The following is a 20,141-nucleotide window of genomic DNA, read 5'->3' as shown; positions in this document are numbered from 1 at the left end:
GTAATACTCTAAACCTAATTCATATTTTTATACCAAAGTATTTTTACATAAATAAAGTGAACTTTGACTATACAAAGTTCACTCTTCTTACAAATCTTTATTTCATTTTGTACTAAGTTTTTTAATTTGTACTCATACCTTCAATATCATTCCTATTTAATATCAACTTTTCGTATTCTTCTATTGGCATTGGTTTTGCAAATAAAAATCCTTGAGCCATATCACATCCTATAAATCTTAAAAACTCTGCTTGCTCTAAGGTTTCAACTCCCTCTGAAACAACTTTTATATCAAGTTGCTTTGCCATCTGAACAATGCTTGAAACCACAATTTGACTCTTTTTTGTATCTTCTACTGTTATAAAAAACTGTCTATCTAATTTCAATACATCAATTGGCATATCTTTAAGCATATTTAAAGAAGAATACCCTGAGCCAAAATCATCCATAGATATTTTAAATCCTACAGATTTTAAATTCTGCATTATTTTAAATAACATTTTTGTATTATCAAATATTGCACTCTCTGTTAGTTCAATTTCAATTAAATTTGGTTCAATATCATATTCTTTTGCAATGTTTTCAAACTTTTCTATAAAGTCTGGATTTTCAAGATGTACTCTTGATAAATTTACTGATATAGGAAATCTAGGTAAGCCTTCATTTTCCCAACGTTTAAAGTTTTTACAAACTTGAATAAATACAAACATATCCAATTCTGTTATAAAACCATTCTTTTCAAAAATAGGAATAAACACACCTGGACTTATTAATCCCTTTTTGGGATGTTGCCAACGTACAAGAGCTTCAGAACCTACTATTTTACCTGTAGATAATTCAATTTTAGGTTGCAAATACACCTTAAATTGTTCATTTTTTAAAGCATCGTGCATCTCTTGCTCAATATCACGTTCTTCTATAAGAGTTTCCTTTAAATTCTCAGCATAAATCTCATACACTTTTAAGTATTTTCTTTTTACTGTAGTCTTTGCAATCATAGCCTTATCAAGACAAGTAGATATATTTGTTTCTCCCTCTTCAATAAAATACACTCCTATAGATGGTATCAGATTAAGTTCTACATCTAAGCTAGTTTTTATCATAGATAATTTTTTACGCATAATTTCACATATCTCTATAACTGATTCTTTATCCTTCTTTTTTTCAAATATTATAGCAAAATTATCATTTGAAATTCTTGAAAATACAGACTCTTCTTTAAACATATTTTCAATCATCTCTGCAATTTTTCTTAATACTCTATCTCCCTCTTCATATCCAAATCTATCATTTACTAACTTAAATTTATCTATATCAAAATAAATTAAAACTAGATTCTTTTTCTCATGAGTGGATAAAAATTTACCACCTTCCAGATTAAATTTATTTGAATTTCCAATTCCTGTAATACTGTCTTTAAACGCAAATTCTTCTAACCTTTCCTTACTCTTTTTTTGCATAATCAAGATATAAATTATTAATGATGTAAATATCACAATTAAAACTATACATGCTGATAGTGTAAGTTTTATAATAGCATATGATTTTTCAGATACAGCAGTTCTAGGAACTTCAGAAAAAAGATACCAATCATTAATTCCTATTGGAGCATAACTTAAATAATATCCTTTTCCAGACATATTATAACTTAATGAACCTGATTTAGAATTTTTTATATTTAACTTCATATCATTAAGAGTAGATTTTGATAAGGTATTACTTTTATTTATATATGAAAATAAATTTTCCATATTAGAGTTTGCGTTTTTGCTACTTGGATTTAAAACAATATCACCATTACTATTAGCTATATAAGAATATCCTTTTCCATTAAAAGTTGGTACAGAGAGTATCTTTTCATATAACTTTGTACTATGTGTAGCAAATATAACACCAATAATCTTGTTCCCCTTATAAATTGGTACAGAGTACACATTAATGTCTTTATGATCTTTTATTACATCTTTTAACTTACCTGTTATGACTACTTCTCCTTGCATTGACTTGGAAAAATAATCTCTCTTAGAAAAATCTTCTACATAACCATCTGTAGTATATGCCATACCATCTGGTAGAATAACACCCATTCTTTTAAATGAACTATTTACAGATTCTCTTTTAAGTATTGAAATAATATTGTCCAATTCAAAAGATTCTTCTCCTTCAATATATATTGAAATTGATTGTAACAATTTTATATCGCCATTAATTTGTTTTTTTAACACATTGACACTTTGATTTGCTATTTCTGAAAGATATTGATTCGTTTCCTCACCTAGTGTCTTATTCAACTTTGAACCATAAATCAAACAGGAAATTGTAACTACTAAGATACTTATGATAGCAATTATGGACAAACCCTGCCTATTATTTTTTGCATCACCCAACATCACGCTTCCTGCCTTTCTGGAATCTATATGTATACAATTATTATTTTATATCAATTATTTTAACAATTTTGCGACAATACTTATTTTTCCATATTTACTGTAATTATACAAAATTATCAACTTTATTACAATAAAAAATTAATTAATATAGATAATACAATTTTAATAAATTATATTATCTATATTAAAGGTTACTAACATAATTTGCATTAATGTACACTACATAAAAAGAATATAATATCAAAATAATTTTGATATTATATTCTTAAAATATATATTTTATTAAATTTTCACCTTACATTTTACTTAAACATTCATTAGCAATCTCTTTATCATCAAAATGATGCTTAACCTTACCTATTATTTGGTAATTTTCATGCCCTTTACCTGTTATAATTACAACATCATCTTTCTTTGCCATACTTATAGCTTCTTCTATAGCTTGCTTTCTATCAGCAACAACATGATAATTTTTCTTTTCCTTATCTATTCCTTCAAGTATATCCTTTATTATTGCTTCTGGTTCTTCAGTTCTTGGATTATCAGAAGTTACAATACATATATCAGAATATTTTTGTCCAATAGCACCCATTAAAGGTCTCTTTTCAGTATCTCTATCTCCACCACATCCAAATACAGAAATTATTTTTCCTTCTGCAAATTGTTGTGTTGTCTTTAATACATTTTCAAGTGCATCAGGAGTATGAGCATAATCAACAATTACACTTATACCTTTATCGTTTGGTACAGTTTCAAACCTTCCTGATACTCCATTAGAAAGTCTAAGACCTTCTTTATATACTGGTTTAGGTATATCAAGTACATAACAAGCAGCTATAACAGCTAAAGTATTATATACTGTAAACATTCCTGGAACTGGTATAAATATAACTTCTTCATAAGAAGGAGTTATTAATCTATAAGATACACCATCTGAATCTGATTTTATATCTCTAGCCATAAAATCAGCATTAGTTTCAACTCCATATGTGTAACAAGGGACATCTATATCTTTTATATTTTCGTATATCTTTTTACCACCATCATCATCTATATTTATTATGTTTGCCATAGTAGTCTTAAAAAACAATTTTTCTTTAGCTTTTCTATAGTCTTCTAAATCTTTGTGAAAATCTAAATGGTCTGGTGTTAAGTTTGTGAATATTCCTAGTTTAAAGTCTGTTTCATCAACTCTATTTAGTGCTAATGAGTGTGATGAAACTTCCATAGCACAGTAATCACATCCATTATTTAACATATTATTAAAATGATATTGTAAATCTATACTTTCTGGAGTTGTTGAATTAGAAATAATGTCTTTTTCACCATCAAATATTTTTATAGTACCAATAAGACCAACTTTATTTTTATTCAAAGTTAATATTTCATTTAGTATAGTAGTTATACTAGTTTTTCCGTTAGTACCTGTAACTCCTATAACATTAAATTTTTGTGATGGATGATTATAAAAATTATCAGCTATCTTTGCCATATCTTCTCTTGTATTTTTTACTTTTATAAACGTATACCCTTTTATGTCTACATCTTCTTCAACAATAAAAGCTTTTGCTCCTTTGTTTATAGCATCTTTTATATATTTATGACCATCTGACACAAATCCTTTTATACATACAAATAATGTACCTTCTGTAATCTTTCTTGAATCATATTGTACACTATTAATATCTATATTTAATTCACCTTTGACACTGATTATATCCAACCCCTGTATAATATCATTTAATTTCATAAATGCTTTCCTCCCTTTAAACTCTTTTTGCTAAAATTACACTTCATGTAATATTATATTAAGAATTTTTTACTATGTGAATGGTTAAAAATGCTTGAAATATTGTAAAAAATGCTCTATAATTCTCTATAATATAATCTAAGAGAGGTCTTTTATGAAAATTACAGACAATAAAATTGGATACTTAAATGATAATTTTAAAATATTTAGTATCCGAGATAAAAAAGACATAGAATTTGAATACCATAATCACGATTTTAATAAGATAATTATATTTATAGATGGAAATGTAACTTATTTTGTTGAAGGAATTCCATATAAACTAAAACCTTGGGACATACTTTTTATTAGTAGTAATGAAATTCACAAACCAGTTATAGATTCAAATGTATTTTATGAAAGAATTGCAATATGGATTAGCCCAGAATTTATGAAAAAAAACAGTGATAATACTAGTGATTTAGAAAAATGTTTTAAGACAGCCACAGAAAATAAATGTAATCTATTGCGTTTAAAGATACATGACATCGAAGCACTCAAACTTTTTATTGAGCAAATAAATATTTCTGAATCTAGTAATGAATTTGGAAATGAAATACTGAGAAATACCTTGTTCATACAGCTTATGATATTTTTAAATAGAATTTTCTTAAAAAGCGAGAACATAGAATCTGTAGAAGATGTATTTTATGATGAAACTATAAAAAAAATATTAAACTATATAAACTTAAATATAGAGAATAAACTTTCTATAGACTGCATTGCATCTGAATTTTTTATAAGCAAATATTATCTCATGAGAAGATTTAAATCTCATACTGGAACATCCATACACAATTATATAATTCAAAAAAGACTGATTTTAGCTAAATCATTAATAACCAATGGACATCTTATGAGTGAAGTTTGTAGTAAATGTGGATTTAATGATTATTCTAGCTTTGTAAGGGCATTTAAAAAGTATTATGGTGTATCTCCTAAAAACTATCTAAACAATAAAAGCCCTTTAGATAGTAATTTGTTAGATGAATAAATAATTATTATAGATTTTATTTCAAGAAAAATTAGAGGTATTAGTAAAATAGATATACTAGTACCTCTAATTGCTTGAAATATAAATCATATATTTTTATTAATTAAACTAAAATATATAAATTAAAATTATGCTTATATAATTACTAAAACTCATACAAGTTTTAAGTATATATACTGATGTGTCTATCCTATTTTTTCAATACTCTCTTTTAATATACTTACACGATTACTTTCTTTTGCTGTGACTTTTCCCTTTTTAATGTTTAGTTTTTGATTTTGTTCTAAATTAGTAAATACTACTGGGCTTATTGTTGATAAACCATTTTTTTCAATATATTCTAAATCCATATTAACCAGTTTATCACCCGATTTAACTTCATCTCCTACATTTACAAATACATCAAACCCATTTCCTTCTAAGTTTACAGTCTCTATACCTAAATGTATAAGTATTTCTACTCCAGTTTTTTTAGATTTGATTATTATTGCATGTTTAGTTGGAAATACAACTCCAATAGTTCCATCTACTGGTGAATAAATTAATCCATCATCAGATTTAATTGCAAAACCATCGCCCATTAATTTACTTGAAAATACAGAGTCTGGAACTTCTTCTATACCTAAGATTTCTCCATTTGTCAATGAATAAATTTCTTCTTCCACCAAAGTATTACCTATATTAGTGTTTTCTGTGTTATTATTTTTTTCCATTTTCTTTTTATCTATATTTTTAATATCAGTATTTTCAATCTTTACTTTTCCCTCTATTATATCTTTTATATTAGATTTTATTGCATCTGATTTTGGACCAAATATAGCTTGGACATTGTTTCCAATAACCATTACACCTGCTGCTCCAAGTGATTTCAACTTTTCTTTATCCACTTTATCTATATCATTTACAACTAATCTAAGTCTTGTTATACAAGCATCTAAACTTTTTAAATTTTCTTTATTTCCTAAAGCTATTAGTATTTCTGATGCTAACTCATCTTTTGAAATCTCACTAGTCTCCACATTAGACTCTGATTCATCTTCTCTTCCTGGCGTCTTTAGGTTAAACTTTCTTATCATAAATCTAAACACACTATAATATAATACTGCAAATCCAATACCTACTAAAATAGCTAGATACCATTGAGTTCTATTAGGAAGTACACCAAATAGCAAGAAATCTATTAATCCTCCTGAAAATGTGAATCCGATTTTAACTCCTAATAGTTGCATTACTGCATATGATAAACCTGAAAACAAACAATGTACTACAAATAATGCTGGTGCAACAAATAAAAATGCAAACTCTATTGGTTCAGTTATTCCTGTTAAAAAAGATGTAAGTGCAGCTGATACCATTATTCCTGCTACAAATTTTCTCTTTTCTGGCTTTGCTTCATGTACCATAGCAAGTGCTGCTGCTGGAAGACCAAACATCATAAACGGAAACGCCCCTGTCATAAAAGTACCTGCTGTGAAATTTACTCCATCTTTAAGTTGAGCAAAGAATATCTTTTGGTCACCCATTACAAGTTCACCTGCTTTGTTTACATATTCTCCAAATTGATACCAAAATGGATTATGGAAAACATGATGTAAACCAAATGGTATTAATAACCTTTCTAAAGACCCTTCCATAAATGCTGCTAATGTTTGATTTGCTTCTATAACATTTTTTGAAAAACTAAGTAATCCTTCTTGTATTGGTGGCCAAATAAATGATAATATAATTCCTATTACTATTGCTGTTAATGATGTAACAATAGGCACAAATCTTTTACCTGCAAAAAAACCTAAATATTGAGGTAGTTCAATTTTATAAAATTTTTTATAAAGATAAGCAGCCACTATGCCTATTATAATACCACCAAATACACCTGTTTGAATTGTTGGTATTCCAACAATACTTGCATACATAGAATTATCTATCATATCTTCTGTGACACCTGCCATAACACCCATAGACGTATTAAGGATTAAAAAACCTACTATAGCTGCCAATGCTGCTACACCTTCGCCTTCGGTTAGACCCACGGCTACACCAACTGCAAATATAAGTGGCAAGTTATTGAATATGATTTGCCCTGAACTTTCCATTATACTTATTATAAGTTGGAATGTAGGATTTGCTAGTGCTGGAAAATGAGCAAGTAACGCATCTCCTGCTAAAGCATTACTTACACCAAGCAATATACCTGCTGCTGGAAGTAATGCAACTGGTAACATTAAAGATTTTCCTACTTTTTGTAAAACACCAAATATTTTTTTCATTTACTTCTATCTCCTTATTATTTTATATTTTTTAAATAAAAAAGACTTAAGTTTATAAAAAATTACACTAGTAACTTTAATCCTAAAAATAAACCTCATGTTAATATAAATAAACCTATATCAACCTAATTTTAGAATTAAAAATAAACTGTTATAATTTTTTTATAAACCTAAGTCTTGCCTGCATTATCAGTAACAATCTTAATGTTTTAAAATTATTATATTGCTATTAAATTTTACATAATATCTTAAACACCGATATTGAATTTATATTTATTTAGTATGTTTATCATGAATTCAACACAGATATGACTCTTTTAATATGTAGTGTTAAATATAATAATTCATCTTGACTTACATAGTACTCATAGTTTTTCTCTACATGTGTCTTTATTTTATATGCACAATTATAGTCTTTTTCATACTTTATCTTGATTATATCTACAATATCATTATTAGTATCATTGATTTCCTCTCTTTTTACTAATCTATTTGCAAAAAATTTTAAGTGTGTAAGAAGTCTATCATAATTTATATCATCTTCTTTAAACTCAACTCTATAATAATATCTTATAATATTTAGTATGTCTTTTACAATTTTAGTAATTAACAGGGATTCCTTTGAACTGCCTTTATAATTTGAATTTACTATGTGCATAGCTATAAATCCTGCCTCATCTAAAGGAAACTCTACATTAAATTCTTTATTTATATAATCTACAGCCCATTTTCCAATTTCGTATTCTTTTTTGTGAATTCTTTTTATTTCATGTAGTAAATCATTTTTTATATTTATATTTTCATGATATCTTTTAATTGCAAATGCAATATGGTCAGTAAGTGCTACATATATGTACTCATAAAGTTCAGTATTTAAAATGCCTTCTGCATGAGCAATTACCTCTGTACTCACTTCAAAAAACTTCTCATCAACCTGGCTTGCTAATTTTCCAATTTTATCTATAAAACTTTCATCTTGTGTTACAAAGGTTCTTTCAATTTTACTTTTATCTACTTCTTGACCTTTCTTTTTTTGAAATCCTATTCCACATCCTGTTAGTATTAATTCTTTTTTTTGGTTTTCATCTAAAACTAACACAACATTATTATTGTAAATTTGTTGAATAATCATAATCAATATCTCTCCCAAAATACAATTTCCCTTATTCATAAAAAAACACCTAAATTAAGATACAATTCACCTGTATATCCTAACTTAGGTATTGCCTGCTTCCCAGTAACAATCCAATTTGTTAACGCTCATAAATATTGTATTCAATTTATAGCTTTATTCTATTATAAATGGATATCTATGTCAAGCAATTATTGAAAACTGTTTCCTATTTTTTAGTACCAATAAAATTTAAATCCTATACAGTTTATTTTTTTCATTCTATCATCATCATTTCATCATAGAGAATATTTTCCAATAGTTCTTTAGCTACGTCTCTTGATATTTGTTTGGTTTCAACTAGTTGTTGAATACTATCTCTTTCACTTTGTATTGCCATTAATCTATAGTATACTACTTTTGCTTCAAATTTCTCATCATTATGAATTTTTCTAGTTAGCCAATTTAGATAACGATTATAAAATCTAATTACTATTAATGATTCATGCCTATTATCTTCATTAATATTTTTATTTATAAATGATATAGCTGTCTTTGTAGAAAGTGCATATGCATGGTGAAACTCTTTAATTAGTTCCTTATTTTCAGATATTATTTTTGTAATCTTTTCTTTTACTTCTGTTTTTACCTTTCTATCTATAATCCACATACTTATTTTTAATTTTACAATCTTAAATATTGATTTTTGGACAGATTTTCTCGATTTTGTAATATAAAATCTATATAACTCAAATGCTCTACCAGAAATTTTTCCATCATTCAATAATTTATGAACAGCTATTAAGCCTTGATTATCTGCCTCTGCAATCATCATATTTATAATTTTGTTATCTGGAATATTTAATATACCCTTTTCTAAATCTACTAGCTGCTCATTTAAATCATGTATTACTGGCTGTACCTCTTGCGCTTTTTCATTGCTAAGTTTTAAAATAGCTTCTTTTAAAATTAATTTATATGCCTCTCTATCAGACAATAAGTCTTCTGACTTTTGTACATTCTTTTTTAATAGTACTGGCAATAAAACTGTTGCGAGTAATAAACTTATAAGTATGACTTCTGATGATATAAACAAAACAATATCTCTCATTGGAAACATATCTTTATTGTCTAGGTAAAATGGTATAGATAGAGCAGTTGCAAGTGTAAATGTACCATGAACACCACAAGTAGCAACTATTAATGAATATTTCCATCTAGAAGTATCATCTTTTTCAAATTCTTCATTCTTAAATCCTAAAAAACCTGTAAAGAAATTATTTAAAGGATTTTTCTTGATTTTTATAAAAGAACTGTGCCATAAATACACCCATACAAATCTTATAATAAATAATATAACTACAATTAAAATAGCAATAAAAGTTAAATTTAATGCTATATCTTCGTTGTTAGTGATAATTCCTTGATATATACCTGGCAACAAAAAACCAAGTAATGTAAAGACAAACCCATTCAGTACATACTCCAAAACATACCATGTATTATCTGATATTATTCTCAATTTAGTTGTTGTATTTTGTAAATGTTCTTTTTCGATTCCATGGGCTATACCTGCCATTACAACTGCTAAAATTCCAGATACCCCTAGCTCTTCTGACACAAAATACACAAAAAGTGGAGTCATTATCTGTATGACTATTACCATTGGTATTTCTTCTAAATTCCACTTGTGCAAATTAAGTCTTATTTTTATGATTATATATCCTAAAATACTTCCTACTATTATTCCTCCAAATGCAGTAATCAAAAATTGAATACTTGCTTCTTTTATTGAAAAAAAGCCTGTAACGGTAGCAAGTACTGCAACTTTAAATGCCACTACCCCTGCAGCATCATTTAATAGCGATTCTCCTTCAAGTATATTCATCATATTTTTAGGAAAATCTAAACCTTGTGTAATTGATTTTACTGCTACTAAATCAGTTGGAGATATTACTGCTGCCAAAGCGAATGAAACTGATAGTGGCATTTCAGGAATAAGAAAATGTATAAAAATCCCACCTGCAAATACTGTTGTTAAAACCAGTCCAAATGCAAGAAGTAAAATTGGTCTTCTAAGTTCTAATAATTCTCTTCTTGATACATTTTGACCTTCACTAAATAATAGTGGAGCTATGACACATATTACGAATATATCTGGACTAAACGAAAAGGAAAATTTAAATGGTAAAATAGACAATAAAACACCTAATACAATTTGATAAATTGCAAGAGGAATATTGCTCCATTTTTTACTAAGTATAGTTGAAATTATTGTACAGACCAACAAACCTAATAAAGTTACTAAAATTGACATATCTACATCTCTTTTCAATATATAATTTATAGATTAGACTTATATATTAACTATCTTAATATTGATAGTATTACACTTTACATGTAATTATAAAATATTTACTTTAATCTATTATTCTTATTATATACGCCAAATTTAGTTTTGAAAACCTCTATACTAAGTGACATGCAACCATATGATTTTTTGAGATTTCCTTTAAAGCTGGCACTTCTATTTTACATATTTCCTTACAATAAGGACATCTTGTATAGAACTTACATCCAGATGGTGGGTTTGTTGGAGATGGAATATCTCTCTATGATACTACTACTAAACTTCAAGAACCTAGGTTAAAACATATTTTTGGTACAGATGAACTAGGAAGAGATTACTTTGCTAGAACACTTTATGGTGGACGAATTTCACTTAGTGTTGGTATCTTATCAATGCTTATTTCTATAGTATTTGGTACTGCTGTAGGTGTTATTAGTGGCTATATTGGTGGGAAACTAGACCAGTTCTTGATGAGATTAGTAGACATGCTTATGAGTATTCCAAGTTTTTTAGTTTTAATTGTATTAAATACTTATCTAGCTCCTAAGGCTTCTATAAAGAAACTATCACAGTTGCTGGTTCATTAAATATTGCAAATGCTATCTTAACTGAATCTGCACTTAGTTTTTTAGGACTTGGTATACAGTTACCTCTTGCATCATGGGGTAACATGCTTCAAGATGCTCAAAGACATATTTTTGATAAGTTATATTTAGCTGTATTTCCTGGCTTACTTATCTTCTTAACAGTTATGAGTTTAACTATAATAAGTAAAAAGTTCTCTAATAACACTTGATAATATCAATACTTTAAAATAAAAATACAAAATATTTTACAGTGAGTGTATAAATACACTCACTGCTTTTTATATATTTCAAAATAAAAATTTTATATGTTATAGAATTTAATGAAGTTATATATTAAGTAACTTTAATAACCTTCTAAATTATTTATATATTATATAAAATTTATTTTCCCTTAATTAATATGTAGTTGAAAAACTAATAGTTTATTGTAATTGAACTTAATTATTTTATCTATAATTTGTTATTAAAATAACAAATCATAGATTCTTTTTACTAAAGAAATCTATAATAAATTTAAATACATGTTCATCTACATGACTATAACGCTCTTTTTTAGGTCTACATAACACAACCTTCCATGTGATAGGGTCATTAAATGGTTTTTCTATAATTTGACTATTTTCAAAAAAATCGTGTACTGGTGATGGTAAAATAGTTATAAAGTCAGAGTTTGTAGTTGACAACAACAAGAAATCCCAAGAACCAGACATAATATACCTCTTAAGTTTAACTTTTTCATCAGTAAATTTTTGCATTAATTTATGATGTATCATAAATGTAGGATTAAATATTGCAAGCAGTTCTTCATTTAAATCATTCCAATCTATTTTATTTTTCTTTGCGAGATGATGATTTATATTTAAAAATGCTGTAAGTTCGTCTTCTTGAAGTACATGTTCTGTTACTACACTCCTATCAATTTTATGTGGATGTAAAAGAACTGCATAATCTAATTCCTGCAAAATAAGCATTCTACTTAAATCATATGCCCCCTTCTCTACTATATCAAATTCTATGTCTGGATTGTTTGCAACTAATTGTGCAACTACATCAGAAAAAGCTATTCCAAGTATAAGTGGTGGTATTCCTATTCTAACTTTCCCTTTAAACTGAACAGAATCTTCTCGCAAATCCTCCATCATATTTTTATATTCATTTATAATATTTTCTGCATTTACATAAAATCTTTCTCCTGCTGGAGTTAAGCCATTTAACCTGCCTTTATATCTCTCAAATAAATATACATTTTCATTTTCTTCAAAGGTTTTTATAATTTGACTTAAGGCTGGTTGAGATATGTGAAGAGTTTTTGATGCAATTGATAAATTAAAACCAGATTTCACTATTTCAACAAAATATTTTAACTGTTTTATATCCATTTCAAACCACCTTTCTTACAAGTATAGTTGATATTAATATTTTTTCTTATAAGAACATTTTATAAGAAAAGCGAAATAATTTCATTAATATTTTAACAAAATATTCCTATATATATATTCTAAATTTTTATCCTATAAATTTTCCTTATATGTTGTATAAAAAATTAGACTTAGACAAAACACATTTTTAGCCGTAATCTATAGTTAGAAAGAGGAAAACCTAAGGCATTAGGAATAAAAATAATTAAACTACTTAAAAACAAGCTTGTATTATAAGTAATTTATTATAGTGTTCTTCAAAGTTTTTTATTCAGAAAATTTCAAATAATCATTCAAGGAGGAACTATTAAACATGAAAGATGTAGTAATTGTATCAGCAGTAAGAACACCTATAGGAAACTTTGGTGGCGTATTTAAAAATACTTCTGCTGTTCAACTTGGAGTTGTAGCTGTTAAGGAAGCTATATCACGTATAAAACTTGATTTATCTGAGATAGATGAAGTGATAATTGGAAATGTTCTACAAGCAGGTCTTGGACAAAATGTTGCTAGGCAAATTGCCATAAACTCAGGTATACCGAGTTCTGTACCAAGTTACACAGTAAATAAATTATGTGGTTCAGGACTTAAAAGTATTCAACTAGCAGCTCAATCAATTATAGCTGGTGAAAATGATGTAGTAATTGCAGGTGGTACTGAAAATATGAGTCAATCACCTTACATTATTCCTACTGCTCGTTTTGGTAGTAAAATGGGCAATGTTACTATGGTAGATAGTATGCTAACAGATGGTCTTATAGATGCTTTCAATCAATATCATATGGGAATTACTGCCGAAAATGTTGCTGATAAATTTAGAATTACAAGGGAAATGCAAGATAAAATAGCACTAGAAAGCCAAAATAAAGCTGAAGAAGCTATAAAAAACAATCGTTTTAAAGACGAAATTGTTCCAGTAGAAGCTGCAATAAATCATAGAGAAATTAAAACTATTGATACAGACGAATATCCAAAATTAGGCATGACATCTGAAATACTATCCAAGCTTAAACCTGCCTTTAAAAAAGATGGTACTGTAACAGCTGGAAATGCATCAGGAATCAATGATGGTGCAGCAATGATGATACTAATGAGTCAACAAAAAGCAGATGAACTTGGGCTTAAGCCGCTTGCTACAATAAAATCATATGCATCATCTGGTGTAGAACCTGAAATAATGGGAACTGGTCCTATTCCTGCAACTAAAAAAGCACTAGAAAAAGTAGGTCTTAATATTAACGATATAGACTTGATAGAGGCGAATGAAGCATTTGCGGCACAAGCACTTGCAGTTAAAAATGAACTTCAAATAGATTCGTCTAAACTAAATGTAAATGGTGGTGCAATAGCACTAGGACATCCAATAGGAGCAAGTGGAGCTAGAGTACTTGTAACCCTTATTTATGAAATGCAAAAACGTAAAGTAGAAACTGGCCTTGCAACACTTTGTATTGGTGGTGGTCAAGGAATAGCAATGATAGTTTCACGATAGGAGGAAATATGAATAAAATAGTTAGCATTGATGAGGCTCTATCTCACATCAAAGATGGAGATACAGTAATGGTTGGTGGATTCATGGCCAATGGTTCCCCAGAAAATTTAATTGATTATTTATGTGATAAAGGTATAAAAGATTTAACATTAGTTTGTAATGATACTGGTTTTATTGACAAGGGTGTTGGAAAGATGGTTGTTAATAAGCAGTTCAAAAAGATAATTGCCTCTCACATAGGATTAAACAAAGAAACAGGAAGACAGATGAATGATAATGAAACATGTGTTGAATTAGTTCCTCAAGGAACTCTTGCTGAACAAATTCGTGCAGCTGGTTATGGCTTAGGTGGAATACTAACACCAACTGGCATTGGTACTCTTATAGAAGAAGGAAAGCAAAAGATTGTTGTCGATAGTAAAGAATATCTTCTTGAAAAACCAATTCATGCTGATGTTGCTCTTTTATTTGCTTCAAAGGTAGATAAAGCAGGTAACTTAGTTTACAAAGGTTCTATGAATAACTTTAATAATTTAATGGCTTCAGCTGCTAATATTACAATAGTCGAGGCAGGCAAAATTGTTGAAATAGGTGATATCGACCCAAATGAAGTTACTACACCAGGTATTTTTGTGAATTACATCGTTGAAGGAGGTAATTTATAATGGATAAATTAGAAATACAAGAATATATTGCAAACAGAGTCTCTAAGGAATTAAAGGATGGAGCTGTTGTAAACCTTGGTATAGGCTTACCAACCAAAGTAGCCAATTATATTCCAGATGAGGTAAACGTTATTTTACAATCTGAAAATGGATTTCTAGGTCTAGGACCAGCTGAAAGTGGAAATTCAAGTGATGAAACTATTGTAAATGCTGGTGGTCAGCCAGTTACTATCCTTCATGGAGGTTGTTTTTTCGATAGTGCCACTTCTTTTGGAATAATTAGAGGAGGTCATGTAGATATAACTGTTCTTGGAGCACTCCAAGTTGACAAATATGGTAACATAGCAAATTATATGATTCCAGGTAAAATGGTTCCTGGGATGGGTGGAGCTATGGATTTAGTAACTGGAGCAAAAAAAGTCATTGTAGCAATGGAACACACTTCAAAAGGTTCAGCAAAAATATTAAATAACTGTACTCTCCCACTTACTGCAACCAATGCTGTAGATTTAATTGTAACTGAGATGGGAGTTATAGAAGTAACTACAGATGGACTCCTTCTTATAGAAATAAATCCTATCTTCACATTAGACGAAGTTCTTTCTGCTACTGAAGCACCTTTAATATTGTCAGATTCATTAAATAAAGAGGCATCGATTATTTAAAATTAATCAAAATTACATCAGAAAATAAATTTAAAAGATGTAAAATATTAATACAAAAAATTAATATAAAAATAAAATTAAATTGGAGGAAATAAAAATGGTTAAAGAGAAAGTTGTATTCGTAACAGGAGCTGCAAGTGGAATAGGTAAACAAATAGCTGAATCATTCTTGAAGAATGGTTCTAAGGTAGTATTCTCTGATATAAATCAAGAAGCGCTAGATAAAGTTACATCAGAATTACAAAAAGAAGGTTATGATTGTGCAAATGTAAAGTGTGATGTAACTAAAGAAGAAGAAATTAACCATGCAATAGATAAAACTATAGAAAAATATGGAAGATTGGACATACTAATAAATAATGCTGGTCTTCAACATGTTGCTATGATAGAAGATTTCCCAACTGATAAATTTGAATTTATGATAAAAATAATGTTAACAGCACCTTTTATAGCTACTAAAAAAGTATTCCCTATAATGAAAAAACAAGGATTTGGTCGTATAATAAACATGGCTTCAATCAATGGTGTAATTGGATTTGCTGGTAAAGCTGCTTACAATTCAGCTAAACATGGACTTATAGGTCTAACAAAAGTTGCTGCACTTGAAGCTGCTGACTCAGGTATAACAGTTAATGCTATATGCCCTGGATATGTAGATACTCCACTTGTTAGAGGTCAATTTAATGACCTATCAAAAACTCGTAATGTACCACTAGAAAATGTATTAGAAGAAGTTCTATATCCACTTGTACCTCAAAAACGTCTACTAGATGTTCAAGAAATTGCTGATTATGCAATGTTCTTAGCTAGTGATAAGGCTAAAGGAATTACAGGACAAGCTTGCCTACTAGATGGAGGATATACTGCACAATAATTATTACATATTTAGGACTTGAGGAATTTATTCTTCAGGTCCTTCTACTAAGGAGGGATATTTATGAGTATTATCGCACCAATTGGTATAATTATTGGTATTATAGCTATTATATATTTTTCAGTTAAAGAAATTCATATAACTATAGCTGCTCCAATAGCAACTTTGATAGTTGTTCTCTTAAATAAAATGGATGTTGTGACATCAATGCTGGGTGCTGACAAAAATAATTATATGGGAGCACTTGGAAACTATATAATGAGTTACTTTGCAATATTCTTGTTAGGTTCTATACTTGCCAAGTTTATGGAGGAAAGTGGAGCTACTGTATCTATAGCTGATTTTATTCTAAATAAATTTGGTTCTAATCACCCTTATAGAGTTTTAGTGGCTATATTTATAGTAAGTTTTATATTAACATATGGTGGAATAAGTTTATTTGTAGTTATGTTTGCAGTTATTCCACTTGCAAGAACTCTATTTAAAAAACTTGATATTTCTTGGAATCTTATTCAGATACCTCTTTGGCTTGGAATTGCAACAATTACTATGACTATGATTCCTGGTACACCAGCTATTCAAAATGTTATTCCTATTCAGTACCTAAACACATCTCTTACTGCAGCAGCTATACCAAGTATTGCAGGAAGTATAGGTTGTGCTGTATTTGGTCTAGTATACATGAAATATACTTTAAACAAGAGTCTTAGGAAAGGAGAAACTTATGCAACTTACACTTCAGATGTAGAAGAAGAATCTTTAGATAGAGAGTTACCAGGATTTTTTGCAAGTATTTTTCCTCTATTGTCACTTGTAGTCATAGCAATATCTGGAAGCACTTTTGGTTCAGAGTTTATGAAAAAAAATGTAATTTACATAGCTTTAATAGTTGCAATTGTTTTATCTGCTTTTCTATTCCGTAAATTTTTATCATCAAAAATACAAACATTGAGTATTGGTGCTAGTGGTTCTATAGGACCTATTTTTGCAACATCTTCTGCTGTTGCATTTGGAGCTGTAATAATGGCTGCACCAGGCTTTGATATATTCAGTAAACTTATCATGTCAATACCAGGAAGTCCACTTATAAGTCTTACTGTTTTAACTTCAACAATGTCAGCAATAACAGGCTCCTCTTCTGGGGCTTTGGGAATAGTAATGCCGAACTTTGCAGATTATTATCTAAGTACTGGTATGAACCCAGAGTTAATCCATCGTGTTGCTACAATTGCTTCAAATATATTAACAATAGTACCTCAAAGCGGTGTGTTTCTTACATTCTTGAGTTTATCTAAATTAACACATAAAACTGGTTTTAAAGAAACTTTTATTGTGGTTGCAGTTGGTTCATTAATAGCAGAAATCATTGTAATTACATTAGGATTACTAATGTATTAAACTAAATCAAACTACAATTTATTATATAAAAAGTCATCTATTTATGATAGATGACTTTTCTATTTTCAAGAATCTAATTAAAGATACTTTTTTTACTGATTTTCAAAGTATATATTAAATAAATATCACTAACTATAAAAAAAATTTACCACAACCAGAATTTTACATCATAGAATTATTATAAAAACACTATTTCTTCTAAAGCAGTTATTCCATACTATGCAGATTAATGATGAAAATTATCAAACATCATAAAATATACCTATTTATTCCAGGTATATTTTATTTACATATCTTTACAGTAAAAAAACACTTGATTCTATGTTAGTATAAATGCACGGGTACCCCCTACACTAAAGGTTACAATTTAGTAACATTTTTAGAATTTTTAGATTGAGAGGTGTTTATAATGAGAAAAAATATACCAACAAAATTAAAAACTATACTAGCTTTAGGAGTGTTAACCTTAGCAACAGCTTCCAGTGCTGTTACTGCAAGTGCTTCGTCACTTGAAAATAATATGAATATAAGTAATAAAAATTTAGTATATACTAATGCTAAATTTAAGTTTTCAGCAAAACCAAATTGTTCTGTAAAACCAGAACTTAAACCTGACAAAGATAATTCTTGTAAAGATAAAAATCACAATGACAAGAATTGTAATATTACTAACAAGCCTAATGGCAACAATAACTCAGGTTCTACTAATAAACCTGAGGATAATAATAACTCAGACTCTACTAAGCCTGAAGATAATGACAATTCAGGTTCTACTAATAAGCCTGAAGATAGTAATAAACCTGAGGACAACAACAATTCAGACTCTAATAATAAGCCTGAAGACAATAATAACTCAGAATCTAATAAACCTGAGGACAACAACAATTCAGACTCTAATAATAAGCCTGAAGATAATAATAACTCAGAATCTAATAAACCTGAAGATAATAACAATTCAGGCTCTACAACTGGAAATTTTTCAGCTTACCAAAAAGAAGTTGTTGATTTAGTAAATGTAGAGAGATCTAAAGCTGGATTAAATCCACTTACTCTTGATGCTGATGTATCAAATGTCGCTACAAAAAAATCTCAAGATATGATTGACAACAACTACTTTGCACATAATTCTCCAACTTATGGTTCTCCATTTGACATGTTGAAAAAGTTTGGGATAAGCTATAAAACAGCTGGTGAAAATATAGCAATGGGACAAAAAACACCAAAAGAAGTTGTAAATGCTTGGATGAATTCTGAAGGTCATAGAAAAAATATATTAAATCCAAATTACAGTAAAATAGGTGTTGGAGTAGCACAAAAAAGTGGTGGTTCAATTTACTGGACACAAATCTTTGTAGGATAAAATACTCTTTTTCTATATATACAAAAAGAGTATCTCAAGATGATTTTTAAAAATCTTAAATGGGATACTCTTTTGTATCTATACTATTATATAGTGTTTTATCTTTAATATATTTTTTATACTAAATATAGATTCTTTTAAAATGATAGATTCAAAGCTAAATCACAAAAATGAATACTTATATTTGAATATAAAATATAAATTCCTATATTATAAATATTATTTAATAATTAAATAATTTAAAAATCCCTTATAAAAAAATTAAACCTTCCTTTTGGTGCCATTAGACTTCTTTCTAAAATCAAACTTAATGCTTCTAATTTGCGTTTTTTCTCCTCTTTATTCCAATAAAAAATACCTGGGTCAAGTAAAAAAGTAAAAACAGATAAAATTATCTCTGATACTTCTAAAGTATATTCACATTTAAATATGCCTTCTTCCACTCCTTGTTGAAATAGTTCTGCAACAATAGTAGAAAGTGAAGTAAGTATTTCTGCAAGAGATTTTTCATGGATTGAAGCATTAAATTGTTGATGAAGATATTCATCAATTGAAGATTCAACTGTTGATGTTATATAACTTTGAAATAATAACATCAGTTTTGAAAAATTATGTGGTCTATACTAGTAATTGTATATTATAGATTAGCAAAAAAAGAAGAAAAAGACATGATAAATGAATTTGGAAACAATTATATTATTTATCGCAACAAAACAGGTATATTTCTTCCTAAAATACTCCTAAAAAACATAGACAATATACCGAAACAAAATCTTAATTCT

General features: G+C 28.3%; 15 protein-coding genes and 1 pseudogene. 8 read left to right on the top strand and 8 right to left on the bottom strand.

All coding sequences use genetic code 11. From position 1 onward, the window contains the following. Positions 1 to 121: 121 nt before the first annotated feature. Together IR151_RS00300 and IR151_RS00295 are read right to left on the bottom strand one after the other, a co-directional pair. Positions 122 to 2,389 (bottom strand): EAL domain-containing protein, encoded by a 2,268-nt coding sequence (locus tag IR151_RS00300; RefSeq protein ID WP_227432401.1) that lies wholly within the window; start codon positions 2,387 to 2,389, stop codon positions 122 to 124. A 295-nt stretch (positions 2,390 to 2,684) separates the two neighbouring features. Continuing rightward, positions 2,685 to 4,139, bottom strand: a complete 1,455-nt coding sequence (locus tag IR151_RS00295; protein WP_227432400.1) for a UDP-N-acetylmuramoyl-L-alanyl-D-glutamate--2,6-diaminopimelate ligase — start codon at positions 4,137 to 4,139, stop codon at positions 2,685 to 2,687. 154 nt (positions 4,140 to 4,293) lie between these two features. Between IR151_RS00295 and IR151_RS00290 the strand changes: the two genes are divergently transcribed. Continuing rightward, positions 4,294 to 5,172, top strand: coding sequence for an AraC family transcriptional regulator (locus IR151_RS00290; RefSeq protein WP_227432399.1), 879 nt, complete (start codon positions 4,294 to 4,296; stop codon positions 5,170 to 5,172). A gap of 185 nt (positions 5,173 to 5,357) precedes the next feature. On the opposite strand, the gene ptsG is transcribed toward IR151_RS00290, so the two are convergent. The 4 genes and pseudogenes from ptsG to IR151_RS00270 form a co-directional block, all read right to left on the bottom strand. After that, the gene (gene ptsG / locus IR151_RS00285) at positions 5,358 to 7,439 is read right to left on the bottom strand and encodes a glucose-specific PTS transporter subunit IIBC (RefSeq protein WP_227432398.1); all 2,082 of its coding nucleotides are present in this window, start codon (positions 7,437 to 7,439) and stop codon (positions 5,358 to 5,360) included. Between the two features lie 289 nt (positions 7,440 to 7,728). Then, positions 7,729 to 8,571 carry a BglG family transcription antiterminator LicT gene (licT, locus tag IR151_RS00280; protein WP_227432397.1) on the bottom strand — a complete coding sequence of 281 codons (843 nt, stop codon included), beginning with the start codon at positions 8,569 to 8,571 and terminating at the stop codon, positions 7,729 to 7,731. Between the two features lie 256 nt (positions 8,572 to 8,827). Beyond that, positions 8,828 to 10,867, bottom strand: coding sequence for a cation:proton antiporter (locus IR151_RS00275; RefSeq protein WP_227432396.1), 2,040 nt, complete (start codon positions 10,865 to 10,867; stop codon positions 8,828 to 8,830). A gap of 151 nt (positions 10,868 to 11,018) precedes the next feature. After that, positions 11,019 to 11,159, bottom strand: a pseudogene (locus IR151_RS00270) (oligopeptide/dipeptide ABC transporter ATP-binding protein); the annotation flags it as partial. Positions 11,160 to 11,292: 133 nt separating this feature from the next. Between IR151_RS00270 and IR151_RS00265 the strand changes: the two are divergent. Next, complete coding sequence (locus tag IR151_RS00265; protein WP_227432395.1) at positions 11,293 to 11,487, top strand: ABC transporter permease subunit; 195 nt, start codon at positions 11,293 to 11,295, stop codon at positions 11,485 to 11,487. 476 nt (positions 11,488 to 11,963) lie between these two features. Here the strand turns inward: IR151_RS00265 and IR151_RS00260 are convergent, their stop codons facing one another. Then, positions 11,964 to 12,866: a LysR family transcriptional regulator gene (locus IR151_RS00260; protein ID WP_227432394.1), complete on the bottom strand. Its 903-nt coding sequence runs from the start codon at positions 12,864 to 12,866 to the stop codon at positions 11,964 to 11,966. A 352-nt stretch (positions 12,867 to 13,218) separates the two neighbouring features. Here IR151_RS00260 and IR151_RS00255 point away from each other — a divergent pair, with 352 nt between their 5' ends. The 6 genes from IR151_RS00255 to IR151_RS00230 all read left to right on the top strand — a co-directional run bounded on the left by IR151_RS00255 (position 13,219) and on the right by IR151_RS00230 (position 19,359). Beyond that, a complete protein-coding gene (locus tag IR151_RS00255; protein WP_227432393.1) occupies positions 13,219 to 14,397 on the top strand; it encodes an acetyl-CoA C-acetyltransferase in 1,179 nt (392 codons plus the stop codon). An 8-nt stretch (positions 14,398 to 14,405) separates the two neighbouring features. Further along, positions 14,406 to 15,062: a CoA transferase subunit A gene (locus tag IR151_RS00250; protein ID WP_227432392.1), complete on the top strand. Its 657-nt coding sequence runs from the start codon at positions 14,406 to 14,408 to the stop codon at positions 15,060 to 15,062. Next, positions 15,062 to 15,727, top strand: coding sequence for a 3-oxoacid CoA-transferase subunit B (locus IR151_RS00245; RefSeq protein WP_227432391.1), 666 nt, complete (start codon positions 15,062 to 15,064; stop codon positions 15,725 to 15,727). The genes IR151_RS00250 and IR151_RS00245 overlap by 1 nt, the downstream gene beginning before the upstream one ends. Positions 15,728 to 15,824: 97 nt before the next feature. Then, positions 15,825 to 16,601, top strand: a complete 777-nt coding sequence (locus IR151_RS00240; RefSeq protein WP_227432390.1) for a 3-hydroxybutyrate dehydrogenase — start codon at positions 15,825 to 15,827, stop codon at positions 16,599 to 16,601. Between the two features lie 63 nt (positions 16,602 to 16,664). Then, on the top strand, positions 16,665 to 17,999 hold the full coding sequence (locus IR151_RS00235; RefSeq protein WP_227432389.1) for a GntP family permease: 1,335 nt from the start codon (positions 16,665 to 16,667) through the stop codon (positions 17,997 to 17,999). Between the two features lie 409 nt (positions 18,000 to 18,408). After that, positions 18,409 to 19,359, top strand: a complete 951-nt coding sequence (locus IR151_RS00230) for a CAP domain-containing protein (RefSeq protein ID WP_227432388.1) — start codon at positions 18,409 to 18,411, stop codon at positions 19,357 to 19,359. 239 nt (positions 19,360 to 19,598) lie between these two features. On the opposite strand, the gene IR151_RS00225 is transcribed toward IR151_RS00230, so the two are convergent. Continuing rightward, positions 19,599 to 19,955, bottom strand: a complete 357-nt coding sequence (locus tag IR151_RS00225; RefSeq protein ID WP_227432387.1) for a hypothetical protein — start codon at positions 19,953 to 19,955, stop codon at positions 19,599 to 19,601. Positions 19,956 to 20,141: the final 186 nt, after the last annotated feature.

Source organism: Clostridioides sp. ES-S-0006-03 (assembly GCF_020662275.1).
Lineage (GTDB): Bacteria > Bacillota > Clostridia > Peptostreptococcales > Peptostreptococcaceae > Clostridioides.
The sequence above is the reverse complement of the archived record's forward strand: the minus strand, read 5'-3'. Positions and strand labels throughout refer to the sequence as shown.

Coding starts and splice junctions, on each gene's coding strand:
- licT (WP_227432397.1), bottom strand. CDS start 8,571: ATGATTATTCAACAAATTTACAATAATAATGTTGTGTTAGTTTTAGAT.
- IR151_RS00295 (WP_227432400.1), bottom strand. CDS start 4,139: ATGAAATTAAATGATATTATACAGGGGTTGGATATAATCAGTGTCAAA.
- IR151_RS00225 (WP_227432387.1), bottom strand. CDS start 19,955: ATGTTATTATTTCAAAGTTATATAACATCAACAGTTGAATCTTCAATT.
- IR151_RS00300 (WP_227432401.1), bottom strand. CDS start 2,389: ATGTTGGGTGATGCAAAAAATAATAGGCAGGGTTTGTCCATAATTGCT.
- IR151_RS00250 (WP_227432392.1), top strand. CDS start 14,406: ATGAATAAAATAGTTAGCATTGATGAGGCTCTATCTCACATCAAAGAT.
- IR151_RS00275 (WP_227432396.1), bottom strand. CDS start 10,867: ATGTCAATTTTAGTAACTTTATTAGGTTTGTTGGTCTGTACAATAATT.
- IR151_RS00290 (WP_227432399.1), top strand. CDS start 4,294: ATGAAAATTACAGACAATAAAATTGGATACTTAAATGATAATTTTAAA.
- IR151_RS00265 (WP_227432395.1), top strand. CDS start 11,293: ATGCTTATTTCTATAGTATTTGGTACTGCTGTAGGTGTTATTAGTGGC.
- IR151_RS00255 (WP_227432393.1), top strand. CDS start 13,219: ATGAAAGATGTAGTAATTGTATCAGCAGTAAGAACACCTATAGGAAAC.
- IR151_RS00240 (WP_227432390.1), top strand. CDS start 15,825: ATGGTTAAAGAGAAAGTTGTATTCGTAACAGGAGCTGCAAGTGGAATA.
- ptsG (WP_227432398.1), bottom strand. CDS start 7,439: ATGAAAAAAATATTTGGTGTTTTACAAAAAGTAGGAAAATCTTTAATG.
- IR151_RS00230 (WP_227432388.1), top strand. CDS start 18,409: ATGAGAAAAAATATACCAACAAAATTAAAAACTATACTAGCTTTAGGA.
- IR151_RS00235 (WP_227432389.1), top strand. CDS start 16,665: ATGAGTATTATCGCACCAATTGGTATAATTATTGGTATTATAGCTATT.
- IR151_RS00260 (WP_227432394.1), bottom strand. CDS start 12,866: ATGGATATAAAACAGTTAAAATATTTTGTTGAAATAGTGAAATCTGGT.
- IR151_RS00245 (WP_227432391.1), top strand. CDS start 15,062: ATGGATAAATTAGAAATACAAGAATATATTGCAAACAGAGTCTCTAAG.